Origin of the sequence: Candidatus Phytoplasma sp. AldY-WA1 (assembly GCF_020312115.2) — a bacterium.
GTDB classification, from domain to species: domain Bacteria; phylum Bacillota_I; class Bacilli_A; order Acholeplasmatales; family Acholeplasmataceae; genus Phytoplasma; species Phytoplasma vitis.
On record NZ_JAHRHX020000007.1, the window covers coordinates 12,317 to 28,430 of the forward strand.

Annotated in this window: 14 protein-coding genes; 9 read left to right on the forward strand and 5 right to left on the reverse strand. The window is 21.3% G+C overall.

The features are described from left to right. The first annotated feature begins 320 nt into the window (after positions 1-320). From KTO59_RS01180 to KTO59_RS01220, 9 genes are all read left to right on the forward strand, one after another. Positions 321-1,982 (forward strand): DEAD/DEAH box helicase, encoded by a 1,662-nt coding sequence (locus KTO59_RS01180; protein ID WP_225696077.1) that lies wholly within the window; start codon positions 321-323, stop codon positions 1,980-1,982. Positions 1,983-2,041: 59 nt separating this feature from the next. Beyond that, positions 2,042-3,430, forward strand: a complete 1,389-nt coding sequence (locus KTO59_RS01185; RefSeq protein ID WP_225696076.1) for a TldD/PmbA family protein — start codon at positions 2,042-2,044, stop codon at positions 3,428-3,430. Beyond that, positions 3,423-4,754: a TldD/PmbA family protein gene (locus KTO59_RS01190; protein WP_284928249.1), complete on the forward strand. Its 1,332-nt coding sequence runs from the start codon at positions 3,423-3,425 to the stop codon at positions 4,752-4,754. The genes KTO59_RS01185 and KTO59_RS01190 overlap by 8 nt, the downstream gene beginning before the upstream one ends. Positions 4,755-4,919: 165 nt before the next feature. Further along, a complete protein-coding gene (gene dnaX / locus KTO59_RS01195) occupies positions 4,920-6,650 on the forward strand; it encodes a DNA polymerase III subunit gamma/tau (protein WP_284928250.1) in 1,731 nt (576 codons plus the stop codon). Beyond that, on the forward strand, positions 6,643-6,954 hold the full coding sequence (locus tag KTO59_RS01200) for a YbaB/EbfC family nucleoid-associated protein (RefSeq protein WP_284928251.1): 312 nt from the start codon (positions 6,643-6,645) through the stop codon (positions 6,952-6,954). The genes dnaX and KTO59_RS01200 overlap by 8 nt, the downstream gene beginning before the upstream one ends. Before the next feature lie 47 nt (positions 6,955-7,001). Next, positions 7,002-7,541: a DNA-directed RNA polymerase subunit delta gene (rpoE, locus tag KTO59_RS01205; protein ID WP_225696072.1), complete on the forward strand. Its 540-nt coding sequence runs from the start codon at positions 7,002-7,004 to the stop codon at positions 7,539-7,541. Positions 7,542-7,641: 100 nt separating this feature from the next. Beyond that, positions 7,642-8,340: a CDP-alcohol phosphatidyltransferase family protein gene (locus KTO59_RS01210; RefSeq protein WP_284928252.1), complete on the forward strand. Its 699-nt coding sequence runs from the start codon at positions 7,642-7,644 to the stop codon at positions 8,338-8,340. A 70-nt stretch (positions 8,341-8,410) separates the two neighbouring features. Further along, positions 8,411-9,235 (forward strand): phosphatidylserine decarboxylase, encoded by an 825-nt coding sequence (locus KTO59_RS01215; RefSeq protein ID WP_225696070.1) that lies wholly within the window; start codon positions 8,411-8,413, stop codon positions 9,233-9,235. 52 nt (positions 9,236-9,287) lie between these two features. Continuing rightward, positions 9,288-10,916: a CTP synthase gene (locus tag KTO59_RS01220; RefSeq protein ID WP_225696069.1), complete on the forward strand. Its 1,629-nt coding sequence runs from the start codon at positions 9,288-9,290 to the stop codon at positions 10,914-10,916. 75 nt (positions 10,917-10,991) lie between these two features. Here the strand turns inward: KTO59_RS01220 and KTO59_RS01225 are convergent, their stop codons facing one another. From KTO59_RS01225 to KTO59_RS01245, 5 genes are all read right to left on the reverse strand, one after another. Next, positions 10,992-11,459: a hypothetical protein gene (locus KTO59_RS01225; RefSeq protein ID WP_284928253.1), complete on the reverse strand. Its 468-nt coding sequence runs from the start codon at positions 11,457-11,459 to the stop codon at positions 10,992-10,994. Between the two features lie 126 nt (positions 11,460-11,585). Beyond that, entirely contained in the window at positions 11,586-12,200 is a 615-nt protein-coding gene (locus tag KTO59_RS01230) for a DnaD domain protein (RefSeq protein ID WP_284928254.1), read from the reverse strand. Continuing rightward, on the reverse strand, positions 12,193-12,879 hold the full coding sequence (gene rnc / locus KTO59_RS01235) for a ribonuclease III (protein WP_225696066.1): 687 nt from the start codon (positions 12,877-12,879) through the stop codon (positions 12,193-12,195). The genes KTO59_RS01230 and rnc overlap by 8 nt, the downstream gene beginning before the upstream one ends. A gap of 13 nt (positions 12,880-12,892) precedes the next feature. Then, the gene (plsX, locus tag KTO59_RS01240; protein ID WP_284928255.1) at positions 12,893-13,912 is read right to left on the reverse strand and encodes a phosphate acyltransferase PlsX; all 1,020 of its coding nucleotides are present in this window, start codon (positions 13,910-13,912) and stop codon (positions 12,893-12,895) included. Between the two features lie 24 nt (positions 13,913-13,936). After that, positions 13,937-15,817 carry a DEAD/DEAH box helicase gene (locus KTO59_RS01245; RefSeq protein WP_284928256.1) on the reverse strand — a complete coding sequence of 627 codons (1,881 nt, stop codon included), beginning with the start codon at positions 15,815-15,817 and terminating at the stop codon, positions 13,937-13,939. Between the last annotated feature and the right edge of the window lie 297 nt (positions 15,818-16,114).

Consider the following 16,114-nt stretch of genomic DNA (forward strand, 5'->3'; position numbering starts at 1 on the left):
ATTATTTTTTTGTTATCTGAAATTAATATTTTTGGATTATAGCGATGTAGAGTTTGTTATTGGTTGATATAGAATAAATTTATTTTAAATTAAAATGAAATATATTATTTTTCCTAAAAAAATTTATTTATATTATTTTCAGAAATTCAATTTTAGATAATAAAATTTAATATTAATAAAATTTTATTTTTTTTTATTCTTTTTATTAATTAAAAGAATAAAAAATTTAAAAATAATTTTTTTATTATAAATTAATTACTAAATATTTTTAATGAAAATAAATATTTTTATTTTAAATAATTAGCAAGGAAAAAAATGAAATGAGTATTTTATTTAAAGATTTAAATTTATTAAAACCAATTGAAGATGCATTGACAGAGTTAAATTTTCTAACTCCTACACCAATTCAAGCTTTAGTTATTCCAGAAATTATAGAAGGGCACGATATAATAGCTCAATCGCAAACAGGAACGGGAAAAACTTTTTCTTTTGCTATTCCTATTATTGAAAAGATTGACCCTAAATTAAAAAAAGTTCAATCTTTAATATTATGTCCTACTAGAGAATTAGCTTTACAAGTTTTTTTAGAAATTCAAAAATTACTAAAATTTTATTCTGAAATTAAAGCGATCGTTGTTTATGGTGGAGAGAATTATATAAAACAATTTCAAGATTTAGAAAAAAAACCACAAATTATTATTGCTACTCCTGGAAGAATAATAGATCTATTAGAAAGAAAAAAAGTAGAATTATCATCAGTAAAAATCTTAACTTTAGATGAAGCTGATGAAATGTTAAAAATGGGTTTTCAACAAGCTGTTGAAACTATTTTATCTAAAATTCCAGCAGAAAAACAAACTATTTTATTTTCAGCTACAATGCCTAATGCTATTCGTGACATAGCTTTTAAATATCAAAAAAATCCTAAAATTTTAAAAGCTAAACAAGATCAAATTGTTGTTAATTCAATTGAACAATTTTATTTTGTTGTAAAAGAATTTGATAAAAATAAACTTTTAGTAAGACTTTTAGATCAAAAAAATCCTGATTCAGTAATTATTTTTGCTAATACTAAAAGAGATGTAGATACAATTTTAAATTATTTACAAGATAAAGATTTTTTAGTAGATGCTATTCATGGTGATTTAAAACAAAATCAAAGACAATATGTCATGAATAACTTTAGAAAAAAAAATATTAAAATTTTAGTTGCTACCGATGTTGCTGCTAGAGGTATAGACATTTCTGATATTAAAATGGTTATTAATTATGATTTACCTCACGAAGAAGAAGTTTATGTTCACAGAATTGGTAGAACAGGCAGAGCTGGGAAAACAGGTTCAGCATATACTTTTGTTGGTTTAAGAAAAGTTTTCCAATTTAAAAAACTAATGAATTATTTAAAAGAAAAAATGACTTGTTTAAATATTCCAACAGTAGAAGAAATTCAACAAGAAAAAAATAAGTTTTTTGAAGAACAAATTTTAAATTTAATAAAAGAAAATTCAAAAACAGAAACAAAAGAAAATCCTTTCGTTGATATTTTATTAAAAGACAAAGAACCTAAAGAAATTATTTCTGCTCTTTTACAACATTTAGCTCCAAAAGATAAAAATTACGAATATATATCAGAACCAAAAATTTATAAAGGAAATGATTTGAAAAATTCTTATTCTAAATCAAATAGTTTTTCGAATGGTTTTAATAAAACAAATGGTAATTATAACAACAGTTACAATAAATTTAATAAAAAACCAATGACAGAGTTAATTATTAATTTAGGAAAAAATGATGGTATAAATCCTTCATTGCTTTTAAAATTATTAAAAGATAAATTTAATATTTATGGTAAAAATATTGGAAATATCAAACATTTCCATAATAAGACTGTTTTTGAAATTCCTGTGAATTTAGCTCAACAAGTTCAATCTCAAAATAATGTTTCTTATAATAATAAAGTTTTACAAATTAAAATGAAATAAAAAATACTATTTATTTATAAAAATAAATAAAATTATAAAAAATAAAGGAAATGATTTCTATGTTATCAAAAAATGAAATTCAAGATATTTTACAAATAGGATTGAATAAAGGTTTTGATTTTATTGAATTGTTTTTTGAAGATAATATCTCTAATTACTTAACAATTATAGATAAAGAAGTAGTGAAGTATAGTACAAATTATATTTTCGGATTAGGAATACGTTTATTAAAAGAAACGGATGAAATATATATTTATACTAATAAAATAGAATATAAATATATAGTTTCTTTAATAGAAGAACAAAAAAATGTTAATAATGATGAAAAAATTAAAAAAATAATTCCACTTGGAGAATCTAAAAAAATAAACAACAATATAAAAAATAATTTTAATAGTTGGACTATTTCTGATAAAATTAACAAAATGATGAAATTATCTAGAATTATGAAAGAATATGATTCTAAAATTATTCAAAGTATAGTTAATTTTGAAGAAAAAGAACAAAAAATTTTAGTTGCTAATTCTAAAGGTATTTATCAAAAAGATTTTCGACCTTATATTATGTGTTCTATGACAGCTGTCGCTAAAGATAACAAAAATATGGAAGAATTCAATGAACACCGAGGTCGTTCTATGGGTTTAGAAATTTTTGATCTTATAGATTTCGAAGATATAGCTAAAAAAACAGCTAAAAAAGCAATTATGTTATTAACAGCCGAAACAATTAAACCTCAAACTATGACTTTAGTTATTAAGAGTGGTTCAGGGGGAGTTATTTTTCATGAAGCTTGCGGTCACTCTTTAGAAGCGACTGCTATTGCTAGAGGATTATCTCCTTTCTGTGATAAAATAAATAAAAAAATAGCTTCAGATGTTGTAACTGCTTATGATGATGGTACTATTCAAAATTCTTGGGGAAAATTAAATTTTGATGACGAAGGAAACCCAACACAAAAAAATCTTTTAATTGAAAATGGGATATTAAGAAATTATTTAATAGATTATCGTAATAGCTTAAAAATGAAAATGAAAGTTACTGGTTCATCCAGAAGACAATCTTATAAATATTCACCTACTTCTAGAATGAATTCTACTTACATTGCTGCTGGAAAAGATACTCCAGAACAAATTATTAAAGATACTAAAAATGGTTTATATGCTGAAAGTTTTGGCGGTGGAACAGTTATGCCTACTACAGGAGAATTTAATTTCATGGTTAAATCTGGATATTTAATCGAAGACGGAAAATTAACTAAGTTTGTTAAAGGAATGATATTAATAGGAAAAGGACAAAATGTTTTATTAAAAATTGATCGTGTCGCTAATGATTTAGAGTTAGATCAAGGATATTGTGGTTCTGTTTCTGGATATGTACCTGTAGATTTAGGTCAACCAACTATTAGAGTTCAAGATATGATTGTTGGAGGAAGTCAAAAAAATGATTAACAATGATAATATAAATTATAAAAAATGGTTTAAAACAGCTTTATCTCAAAATTTTGAAGCTTTAGAAATTTTAACTGATAGAAACAAAGGTATAACTGTTAATTTAGAAGATGGTAAAATTCACGAACATGTTCAAAATGATGTTTTAGGAACAACCATTAAAGGTTTGTTTCAAAATAAAAAGTCTTCTATGTATTTAGAAAAAATAGATGAAACTGAAATGGAAGATATTTTAGGAAATCTTAGAAATCAAATTTCATTTTTAAATATTAAAGAAAAAGATATTATTTTTGAAGGTTCACCTTCTTATCCTATGGTAAATAATTCTAATTTTGATTTTTCAAAAATTGATATTCAAAAAAAATATGATTTATTATTTCAATTAGAAAAAGAATTATTAAAAAGTGTTTTATTAAAAAAAATTGATACTATTTCTTATAAAGAAACTTATTTAGAAAAAAGAATAGTTAATTCTAAAGGGTTAAATTTAGAAGACAAATTAAGTTTTTTAACTATTTCTGTTTCTTGTGTTTTTCAAAAAGATAAAGATATAGAAGAAATTTATGAATATTTTGTAGTTAAAGAATTTGAAAAATTCGATATTAAAAAATACGCTAAAAAAATAATATCCTTAGGAGAATCAAAATTAACATCTCGATCTTTAAAATCTAAAAATTATCCAGTTGTTTTTTCAAATAAAATCTTTGCTAATTTTTTAAAAAATTTTAGTTGTATTTTTAACGGTATGAGCGCTTATCGTAATTTAACTAAATTAAAAGATAAACAAGGTACAAACATAGCTTCTTCAAAAGTTACTTTGATTGACGATCCTTTATGCAAAGAAGCATTTTTTCAATATAAATTTGATGATGAAGGGGTTTCTTGTTATACTAAAAAAATTATTGATAAAGGTGTTTTTAAACAATTTATCCATAATTTAAAAACATCACTTATTTTTGATGTTCCACCTACTGGTAACAGTTTTGATAATTCTATTTTCATGACTAATATGTATTTAGAAAAAGGGGAACAAACTTTCGAAGAAATGATTGCTTCTATCAACGAAGGTGTTTATATAGATTATATAATTGGTTTTCATGCAGGAATTAATGATATAAGTGGTGATTTTAGTCTTCAAGCGGCTGGTTTTAAAATAGAAAAGGGTAAAATTACTAAACCTGTTAAAATGATTATTGTTTCTGGTAATTTTTTTGATATTTTATTAAATTTAAAAGGGATATCTAACGATTTAGTATTTCAATTTTCAGGTTTTGGAAGTCCTAGTGTTTATGCTGGAGATTTAACAATTGCTGGTGAAAATTAATTAATCAAGTGTTTTTATAAATTTTAATTTTTTTAATTATTGATATAAATTATGTCATAGTTTAATATGTAGTTTTTTAAAAAAACATTTTATAAATTGAAATTAAAAATGTTTAAAAGATTTTTTAAAATTATTATAAAAGGATTTTTTTCGCAAAAAAAAGATATGAATTATCAAGCCTTATATCTCAAACACAGACCTAAAAATTTTAAAAATATAGTCGGATTAAATATAATTATACAAATTTTAAAAAATGCTATTAAATATCAAAAAATTCATCATTGTTATTTATTTAGTGGCGATAAGGGGATCGGAAAAACTACTTTAGCTAAAGTTTTTGCTAAAGTTATTAATTGTTCTTGTTTTCTTGAAAAAGAAGATTGTTGCGAAGATAATAATAAAGATTGTTGTGAATCGTGCTCCGTTATTGATAAACAAGCTACTTTAGATGTTGTCGAAATTGACGGCGCTTCTTATAGTGGTGTAGATGATATTAGAGAATTAAAAAATAAACTACATTATAAATCTAATTTATTAAAATATAAAGTTTATATTATTGATGAAGTTCATGTATTATCTTATAATGCTTTTAACGCTTTATTAAAAATATTAGAAGAACCAACTTCTAATACAGTTTTTATTTTAATCACTAGTGAATTTAATAAAATTCCTAAAAATATTTTATCTCGTACTCAACATTTTCGTTTAAATAATATTTCTTGCGAAGATATTCAAAATAGATTAAAATTAATAGTTTCTATAGAAAATATAAATATATCAGAAGAAGCTTTACAAAAAATCTCTTTTTATTCTAATGGTAGTTTAAGAGATGCTATTAATTTATTAGATCAAGTTAGTTCTTATAAAAATGATATTATCGAAGAAAAAGATATTATAGAAATATTGGGTATCATTTCTGAAAAAAAATTAACACAATTATTGCATTTTTTATTTCAAAATGATGTTAAAATTCTTATTTCTTTTTTAAAGGAAATTTTAGATTCTAATATAAATTATGTTCTTTTTTTAAATGATTTTATTAATTTCGTTTCAAAAAAAATAATTAATTGTTATGAAAATTACGAAGAAAATTTTAATTTTTTAAAAAAATTAAATTTTCAAACAAAAGAAAAATTTTTTAGCAAATTATTAGAATTGAAAAATAATTTAAAAATATCCGAACATAAAAAATATTTATTAATTATTTTTTTCATTCAAATTCATGATTTATTCACAGCACAAATAAATGTTCCTAAAATAGAAAATTTTAATAAAATTAATAATAATTCGTCAATAAAACCAAAAGATGAAAGTTTGAAAAAAGAATTATTTTCAAAAAATAATTACAATTATGATAATACAGACAAAAACGAAACAAAATTCAAACAAGATTTTTTAAACGATATTATTAATATTTTAATTGGTTCTAATAATTTAGAAATAAATTTAATTTGTAAAGGATGGAAAAAATTAGAAAATTATCCTATTCCGAAATTAGCTGGTATTGCGAGATTATTATATCAATCAAAAGCATTATTAATAAATTTTAATAAAGAATTACTTTTGTCATGTGAAAATGAAGAAGATTATAAGATATTATTAAAAAATGATACTAGAGAAAAAATTAAACAAATTTTAAATGCTAAAAAAGAATTAATTAATGAATATTTTGTTATTTTAAATAAAGATTGGGAAGAAATAATAAAACCTGTTTATTCAAAATTTTTAAAAACTAAAAATAAGGAAGATTTAAACTTAAATTTTTTTGAAACTAATTTTTATGAAAAAAATTCAGTATTAAAATTAAATGAAGAATTTTTGATAGACGAAAGATTTTTGATAAAAAAAGCTGAAACATTATTTACTAGTGAAAAAGTAAAAATTATTTATGAATAGGAATTTTAATATGGAAATGTTTGATAAATTAAAAAAAATTCAAGAAACCATAGATAAAGAACAAAAAAAATTAGAATTAAGAGAATTTACTTCACAAGTAGGTGATATCGTTATTGTTATGCAAGGAACAAAACAAGTAATTGATGTTTCTATTAAAAATTTAGATTTAATGAATAATTTAGATTTAATTCAAGAAAGTATTTTATTATCTTTTAATGATGTTTTAAAGCAAGTAGAAAAAGCTTCTAAAGATTTACTTATGAAAGCTGCAAAAGATTATGATTTGAAAGATTATGATTTTTAATTTTTATAAAATAAATAAAGAATAGTTTTTAAATGAGGTTATTAATTTTGGAAAAAAATAATAAAAAGATTGATTCATCAAGTGCTATGATTGATATTTCTTATCAAATCTTATCTCAAAACAAAAAACCTATGAATATCCAACAACTAATAGAAGAAGTTTTTAAAATTAAAAAATTAGATATAAATAATAAAGAAATTTGTATTCAATTATATTTAGATATTGTTTTGAGTGGTTGTTTTGTTTTTTGCGGAGATGATTTGTGGAATATTAAAGAAAATAATTTGAATTTTTGGGATAAAGATTTTTTTATTAACCCAAATGAACAAAAAATAGAAATTAAAAAAGATTTAGAAAAAGAAATTTTAGATTTTAATGAATTTGATTTAAAACCAAAATCCAATGAAGAAAATGATGAATACGAAGAAGAAAAATTAAACGATATACCTTTAGATAATTTAGATATAAATGATGAAAAAGAAGAATTAGAAATTAATGAAGAAGAAATTGATGATATTACAAAAGATAAAAACAATGAAGAAGATGATGAATATATAAATGATTATGAAGAATATTTTTATAAATAATAATTGCAAAAATTATAATTTTTTCAATTATTATTTTTTATTTATTTGATTCAAAACAAATTATATTTAATTTTAAAAAAATAATAATGGAGAATTTATTATGTTTTTAGGGTTTTATAATTATACTGTTTATTTAACTTATTTAAATGCTTCAATTGGTTTATCAGGAATGTTTTTTCTTGTTTATGGAGAATTCAATCCTAATTCTATAAAATTTGCTTCTATTTGTATATTATTATCTGGTATTTGTGATATGTTCGATGGAAAAGTAAGTAATTTTAAAAAAAAACGTTCTATACAAGAAAAAAAATATGGTATTCAAATAGATTCTTTATCAGATATTATTAGTTTTGGTATTTTACCTATTTTCATAGGATATGGATTGTTCTACAATATAAAATCCGACATACATCATAATTTCTTATTCTTATTTATTTTTATAAGTATTTGTTATATTTTAGCGGTTTTAACTAGATTAGCTTATTTCAATGTTCTTGCTGGAGAAAATTATGATGATAAAAAACCAAAAGAAAATTTAAATGTTTTTTTAGGTGTTCCAGTGACTTTATCTTCTGTTATATTTCCTTGTTTAATTTTATTTCAAAATATAATGTCGAAAATAGGATATGACACTAATAATATTAAAATTATATTTTTTACAACATATTTATTTATTATGTATCTATTGTCTTTTTTATTTATTTTTGCAAAAATTAAATTTCCTAAAATTAAAAATATTATTTTTTTAATATTTTCATGTTTATTATCTTTTGTAATAATTTATTATCTTTTGAAATAATATTAAATTTAATATTATTTAATACGAACATAAGAAAGAGGATTAGTTTTTTTATAAAGAAAACATAATTATGAAACCACATTTTTTATATTCTAACCTACATAAAAGTTTTTGGAAAAGACTATTTTTGAGAATTTGTGTTTCTAAAATAATTACTTCTTTAATGGGGGTTTATTTAAGATCTTTTTTTTCAAAAATACATATTAAAAAAGTAGTTAAAAGAAATAATATAGATTTAAATTTATTTCTAAAAACAAAATTTTCTTCTTATAATGATTTTTTTACACGTCAATATAAAAATATAACTTTTTGTAAAGAAATTTCTGTTTTTATAAGTCCTTGTGAAGGAAAAATTACTATTCTTCCGATTAATAAAGATAGTATTTATTCTATTAAACAAGTTAATTATCATTTAAGCGATCTTTTAAAAAATAATACTTTACCATCTTTATTTATGGATGGTTATTTCGTAATTTTAAGATTAAGACCTATCGATTATCATCGTTATATTTTCATTGATGAAGGTATTCAAAAAAAAGAAAATTTTAAAAAAATTAAAGGTAAATTTCATACTGTTAATCCTATTGCTTTTAAATATTTTAATGTTTTTTGTGAAAATACCCGAGAATATAATATTTTAGAAACAAAAAATTTTGGTAAAATAATTCAAATTGAAATCGGAGCTTTATTAGTAGGAAAAATTAATAATCATCCTATTACTCATTTTAATAAGGGACAAGAAAAGGGTTTTTTTTCTTTTGGAGGATCAACTATTGTTTTATTAGTTCAAAAAAACAAAGTAATTTTTGATCCGATTATTATGGAAAATAGTCGTAATAAAATAGAAACAAAAATCAATTTAGGAGAAAAAATAGGTTTTAAAATAAATGTTTAATTAATGTTTTTTTAAATTTTTATTTTAAAATTTTTTAAGAAAGAAATTAAAAATGAATAATAAAAAAAAAGAGCAAAAATTTATTTTTATTACTGGAGGAGTAGTTTCTGGCTTAGGAAAAGGTATTATTGGTGCTGCTGTAGGTCAAATTTTAAAAAAACGTGGATTAAAAGTTTTTATGAAAAAAATTGATCCTTATATCAATATTGATTCTGGTACTATGAATCCTATTCAACACGGAGAAGTTTTTGTGACTAATGATGGAGCCGAAACAGATTTAGATTTGGGTCATTATGAAAGATTTTTAGATGAAAATTTATCAAGAGAATCTAATGTGACTACAGGACAAGTTTATCAACATGTAATCAATAAAGAAAGACAAGGGGAATATTTAGGACAAACTATTCAAGTTATTCCTCATATTACTAATGAAATCAAAAAAAGGATTTTAGAAATAAAAAGTACTACTAATGATTATGATATTATTATTGTCGAAATCGGCGGTACAGTAGGTGATATCGAATCCTTACCTTTTTTAGAGTCTATTAGACAAGTTCGTTATGACTTAGGATTTCATAATACTCTTTATATTCATAACACTTTAATTCCTTATTTAAAAGCCTCTAAAGAAACAAAAACTAAACCTACTCAACATAGTATTAAAGAATTAAGATCTTTAGGTATTCAACCTCAAATTTTGATTTTGAGAAGCGAACAAACTATTTCCGATGAAATTAAGAAAAAAATTTCTATTTTATGCGATGTAAGAGAAAATGCTATTTTCGAAAATATTGATGTAGATATTTTATATAAAATTATTATTAATTTAAATGAACAAAAAATAGATGATTTTATTTTAGATCATTTTCAAATAAAAAATTTAAAAAAATCAGATATATCTTCATGGAAAAATTTAATTTATAAAATTGAAAATTTAAAAAGTAAAATTACTATTGGTTTAGTAGGTAAGTATATTTCGGTACATGATTCTTATTTATCTATAATAGAGGCTTTAAAACACGCTTCTTATTATAATAATACTAATATTAAAATTAAGTGGATTGATGCAGAAAATGTCAATGATAAGAATATAGCTTCTTTATTAAGTGATTGTCATGGTATTTTAATTCCAGGTGGTTTTGGTGCAAGAGCTTGCCAAGGAAAAATACAAGCTATTCAGTACGCTCGTATAAATAATATTCCTATTTTTGGTATTTGTTTAGGAATGCAATTAATGGTTATTGAATATGCTAGAAATGTTTTAAAATTAGATAAAGCTAATTCTACAGAAATTGATATTAATACTTCACTTCCTTTAATAACTCAAAAAATAAAAGACCGTCTATTAGGAGGAACTTTAAGATTAGGATTATACTCTTGTTGTTTAAAGAAAAATACTAAAAGTTATGAAATTTTTCAAAAAGAAATTATTCATGAAAGACATAGACATCGTTATGAGATGAATATGGAGTATATTTCGCTTTTTGATAAAGACGATAATTTTATTATTTCAGGAATGAATAATGAAGAACAATTACCTGAAGTTATAGAATTAAAAAAACATATTTGGTTTATAGGAGTTCAGTTTCATTCTGAATTTTTATCAAGACCTTTTAAACCACATCCTTTATTTAAAGACTTTATAAGAGCATCTTTACAATTTTATTCAAATATAAAATAAAAAAAACATTCAAAATTGAATATTTTGAATGTTTTTTTTATTTTTAAATAATATTAATTAATATTATTGTCGAAATTATTTGTTAATCTCAGTTTTTAAATTAGTTACTAATGCTTCGACTTTTGGTGTGAATTTGTCAGCTTCTTCTTTAAATTTTAATTTTGTTTCTTTGTCTTTTAATAGTCCAGCTGCTGTTTTTAAATTGTCTATTTCGTCAAAAATATCTTTTTTAATTTTTTTATCTGTAGCTCTTTTTTCATTAGCTTGTTCTACTTTTGTTTTTAAAGTGTTAATTTTTGTTTCTACGTTTGTTACTATTGTGTTATTTTTTGTTTTATCATCTTCTGCTTTATCTGTTACTAATGCTTTAACTTCAACTCCAAATTTGTCTACATAGTCAGTAATTGATGGATTGCTGAATGGCCAACATCCTATAATATAACAAATTACTAAAATTGCTAATAAACCAACAACTGAACCAACAACTGAACCAACAACTATTTTGCCTTTTTTAGTTTTTAAAAAACTTTCTTTTTGTTGCATTTTTTTCTTTCCTCTCATTAAAATTAATAATTTATACGTTATTTAAAATGTAGATACATTTTATTAAATCTTTTCTTAGATTCAATATCATTATAACATATTTTATTATATTTGTTATATTTTAAATTATTTAATTTTATTAAAAATTTTATGAAGAATTTTATCTGCTTTATCGTTATTTTCTATTTTTAAATTATTTTCGTGGCCTAAAATTCTATCTATATAATAAATTGATTTTTTTTGATTTGCGCAAGCTATATTTATAGATCTTTTTATATCTTTGTCAGAATATTTTTTTTCTAAATACCAATTTTTAATAATTTCTAGTTCATATGAAGCTAAATTTTCACCTTTTAATTTTTCTATTTGTTCTATAGTTTCACTTATATATTTATTTTGTTTTTTAATTTGAACATTTTTATCTTTTTCTAAATAAATTTGTTCTAATTTTAAAAAAGTATTATCTAAATTAAAAATTTCTATTAATTTATCATTTTTTTTCTCTTGTGATAAGAAAAAAAAATCTTTTTGAATTAATTTTTCTAAAATATTTTCTACTTCATTTTTAGACAAATTCATTTTTTTGGCTAAAAATACAGAAGAAAAATGTTTATGTTCATAACAATCAAATAAATAAATTAAAACCATCATTTCTTGAAATGTTAAATTCATTTTATGATATTCACGAATTAAAATTTTTTCAATATTTAAATAACCTTCTTCATAAAGAATTTTAAACATTTGGTATATTCCTTTCTTTTGCTATTTTAATCAAAGCTTCTTGCGCTGCTTTTTGTTCAGAAGCTTTTTTAGTTTTTCCTAAACCTCTTCCTAAAAAAATATTTTCCAAATATACTTCAGTTATAAATTCTTTTTCATGGGCTAAACCTTGTTCAGCAATAATTTTATAATGGATATTTTGTTTATTAGTTTGAATTAATTCTTGTAATTTAGTTTTAAAATCTATAATATTGATAATTTTGTTTAAATAAGGCAACACAATATATTGAAAAGTTTTTTCTGCTTGATCATATCCTAAATCTAAATAAATAGCTCCAAATAAAGCTTCGAAAGCGTCTGCTATGATAGAATAATTATTGTCATATCTTTTCTTTTCACCTTTACCTAACAAAATATAATTCTTTAATTCTATTTCTTTAGCATAAATTAATAAAGAATCGATACAAACAGCTTGCGCTCTTTTTTTAGTCATAATACCTTCATTATCTTTATTTTTGTTATATAAATAACTGGCCATTAAAAAATTAATAATAGCATCTCCTAAAAATTCTAATCTTTCGTTATTATTTTTTCTAAAATGATGTTCGTTAGCATAAGAACTATGTGTTAAAGCGTTAATATATATCTTAATATTTTTAGGTTTAATATTTAATCTTCTAAATAATTTTTTTAAATGCATAATTACTCTTTTTTTATATTAATTTTTTTGTAATTTTAGTTAAAAAATTTTTTTCAATTAAAATTTTAGCTTGAAAAATTGCTTTGCAAAAAGCATATTCATTAGAATCACCATGCGCTTTAATTACAATTTTATTTAAACCTAACAAGATCGCTCCACCTATTTCTTTAGAATCTATTTTTTGTTTTATTTTTTTTAATTTTTTAGAAAATAAAATTTTGCTCATAATTTTTTTGAACCAATTTTCAGTCATAACTTCTTTAATGGATTGAAATAAATTTTTAAAAGCTCCTTCATAACTTTTTAAAACCATATTAGATGTAAAAGCATCGCTTAATAAAATATCTGCTTCAGTATTGAAAACATTTTTAGACTCTTCATTTCCTTTAAAAATTATTCGATTATCTTTTTCTAATAAATCATAAAGCTTTCTTTCGAAATCTCTTCCTTTATTTTTTTCAATCCCTATATTTAATAATTTTACTATAGGTTGGTCAATTTCTAAAAATTCTTTAGCTACTAATGAAGCATAAACAGTCAATTTTAATAAATTTTCTGGTTCGATTTCGATATTCGCTCCAGCATCTATTAAAATTTTTGTTTTATTATCAAAAGTTTTAAAAATAGGAGCTAAAGCTATTCTGGAAATTGACTTCATAGTTCTAATTATTAAAAAACTTGATAAAACTAAAGCTTGAGTAGGTCCTGCTGAAACAACTCCATCTACTTCGTTTTCTTTAGCTGCTTTTAAAGCTAAAAACATAGAATGGTTAGGACAATCTCTAAATTCTTCTCTTATATTTTTTATATCCATTTTAAGAAAAAAAGGAGTATGAATAATATTTATTCGATCTTTTACTGTTTTATAAACTGAAGAAGAAATTTTATTTTCTATTATGTAATTTATTTTTTCTTGATCACCATATAAACAAATATATAAATTTTCTTCTTGAGATAAAGCCATTACAATTCCTTTGATCACTTTCTCAGGGGCTAAATCTCCACCCATAGCATCTATTGCTAATTTAATCATTTTTATTAATATACCTTTTATTATTTAATTTGATAAATATTCAAAATCTTTTTTAATTTGATTTAAAATAATATAATCTTTTTTTATATTTAAAAATTGAAATTTAAAAAAACCGCTTTGTTCTTTCCCTAAAAAATCTCCTGGTCCTCTTGTACAAAGATCAAAATCACTTAATTTAGCGACATTATTTTCTTTTTCTAATATTTTTAAACGTTCGTTATCTTTTGTAGAAACTAAAAAACAATAATTTTGTTTATTATTCCTTCCTACTCTTCCTCTTAATTGATGTAATTGACTTAGACCAAAATATTCTGCTCCTAAAATAATAATAGTTGTAACGTTTTCGATATCAATTCCTACTTCAATAATAGAAGTGGCTAGCAAAATACCTTGTTTATTTTTTATAAAATTTTGAATATTTTCTTCTTGCTGGTCTGTTGTTTGTTTGCTGTGCAAAATATAAAGATGCTCTATTTTTTGTTTCTCTAAAAAAATAGTCATATTTTCAATATTAAAATTTTTTTTATTATCTTTTATAGCAGGAACTGTAATATAACTTTGTTCATTACGTGACTGATTTTTTTTTAATAAAGGTATAATCATTTCAAAAGAACATTTTTTAGTAATAATATTATTTTTATTATAAGGTTTTTCAATTAATAAAGAAATATTTAATAATCCAGAATAAATAAGTGCCAAAGTCTTCGGAATAGGCGTCGCTGTAAGATATAAAATATCTGATGTTAAATCTTGAGCGATAGTTTTATTTTTTAGATCTGTTCCGAATTTATGAGTTTCATCTATTATAATCAAACCTAATTGAAAAAAATCTATATTAGCTAATAAATGAGTCCCGAAAATCATTTTGTATTTATTTTGTTTAATCTGTTCTTGATCAAATTTCTTAGTTTTACTTTTAGAAGTTATAATAATAGAATCTATTTCTGGAAAAAGTTTTTGAAAATTTAAATAATGTTGTTTGGCTAAAATTTCTGTAGGAGCCATCATTAAAACTTGTTTATTTAAATTAATTATTCCTAAAGCAGCTATAAAAACTGTAATTGTCTTTCCAGAACCAACATCCCCTTGAATTAATCTTTGAGTAGGATAATCTTTTTTAAAATCAGAATAAATTTCATTAACTATTTTTTTTTGATTTAAAGTTAATTGAAAAGGAATTTTTTTAATCATTTGCTTTACATAACTTATATTACATTTTATAGGAATTTTAGAAGGTAATTGTTCTTTTTTTCTAAACCATTTTTTCATTATAATAAAAGCTTCTTCGTATTTAAATCTTTGGATTGCTTTATACAACATTTGTTTATTTTCAGGAAGATGAAGATTTCGGAAAGCCTCTTTCCTATTTATTAAATTATATTTTTTTAAAATTCTTATATCTAAAGTTTCTTTAATTTTAAATTTAGGAGATTGAAAAATTTTTTTTATTAATTTTTGCAAAGACTCATCAGAAATATTTTTTAAATTATAAATAGGTTTAATTTTGTTTTCTATATTAACTTCTAAAGTAATAAAAGAAGCTATAATTGTATTATATCTATTATAATAAGTACCTTTAATAAATATTTTTTTATTATATTCTAAAATTTTAAAAAAAAAATTATTAAAAATAATTACTTTGAATTCTGTATTTCGACTTGTTAATATATGGAACATTTTAGCATTTTTTTTAAAAAAATTTCTGACAACAACAGGTTCTTTTGTTATAATTCCGTATAAATTTACTTTTGTTTTATCTGCTATTTTATTTAATTCAGTTAAAGTAAAATCTTGATATTTTTTAGGTTTTTTTAAAATAAGTTCTTTTATATTTTTGATATTATTATTGAATAATTTAGAATATAAATCAGAATTTTCAAAAATTTGTTCTAAATCAGATGTCATTTATTCACCTCAGTTCATTAATTATATTTTTGTATTTTAACATAAATTAAGTTATAGTATTTAATTATAGAAATCATATCGTTAAAAAAGTAATATTAATTTTATTAAAAAATTTAGAAATGTTAAAAAAATTAATATTATTTTTTTAAATAAAAAAATTTATTTATTTTTTTGAAATATTATACTTCTTAATAAATTATAACATATTTAAGATTTTTCTTTTTCTCCTTTTTATTAAATTTTTCTTATTTTTTGAATAAATTTTTTACAAAAAATAAAAAAACTTATAAAACCTGT

Bases quoted from the DNA above. Each gene is read 5' to 3' on its own strand.
- KTO59_RS01200 (WP_284928251.1), top strand. From the start codon at position 6,643: ATGAATAGGAATTTTAATATGGAAATGTTTGATAAATTAAAAAAAATT.
- KTO59_RS01245 (WP_284928256.1), bottom strand. From the start codon at position 15,817: ATGACATCTGATTTAGAACAAATTTTTGAAAATTCTGATTTATATTCT.
- KTO59_RS01220 (WP_225696069.1), top strand. From the start codon at position 9,288: ATGAATAATAAAAAAAAAGAGCAAAAATTTATTTTTATTACTGGAGGA.
- KTO59_RS01230 (WP_284928254.1), bottom strand. From the start codon at position 12,200: ATGTTTAAAATTCTTTATGAAGAAGGTTATTTAAATATTGAAAAAATT.
- KTO59_RS01180 (WP_225696077.1), top strand. From the start codon at position 321: ATGAGTATTTTATTTAAAGATTTAAATTTATTAAAACCAATTGAAGAT.
- KTO59_RS01225 (WP_284928253.1), bottom strand. From the start codon at position 11,459: ATGCAACAAAAAGAAAGTTTTTTAAAAACTAAAAAAGGCAAAATAGTT.
- plsX (WP_284928255.1), bottom strand. From the start codon at position 13,912: ATGATTAAATTAGCAATAGATGCTATGGGTGGAGATTTAGCCCCTGAG.
- dnaX (WP_284928250.1), top strand. From the start codon at position 4,920: ATGAATTATCAAGCCTTATATCTCAAACACAGACCTAAAAATTTTAAA.
- KTO59_RS01210 (WP_284928252.1), top strand. From the start codon at position 7,642: ATGTTTTTAGGGTTTTATAATTATACTGTTTATTTAACTTATTTAAAT.
- KTO59_RS01215 (WP_225696070.1), top strand. From the start codon at position 8,411: ATGAAACCACATTTTTTATATTCTAACCTACATAAAAGTTTTTGGAAA.
- KTO59_RS01190 (WP_284928249.1), top strand. From the start codon at position 3,423: ATGATTAACAATGATAATATAAATTATAAAAAATGGTTTAAAACAGCT.
- KTO59_RS01185 (WP_225696076.1), top strand. From the start codon at position 2,042: ATGTTATCAAAAAATGAAATTCAAGATATTTTACAAATAGGATTGAAT.
- rnc (WP_225696066.1), bottom strand. From the start codon at position 12,879: ATGCATTTAAAAAAATTATTTAGAAGATTAAATATTAAACCTAAAAAT.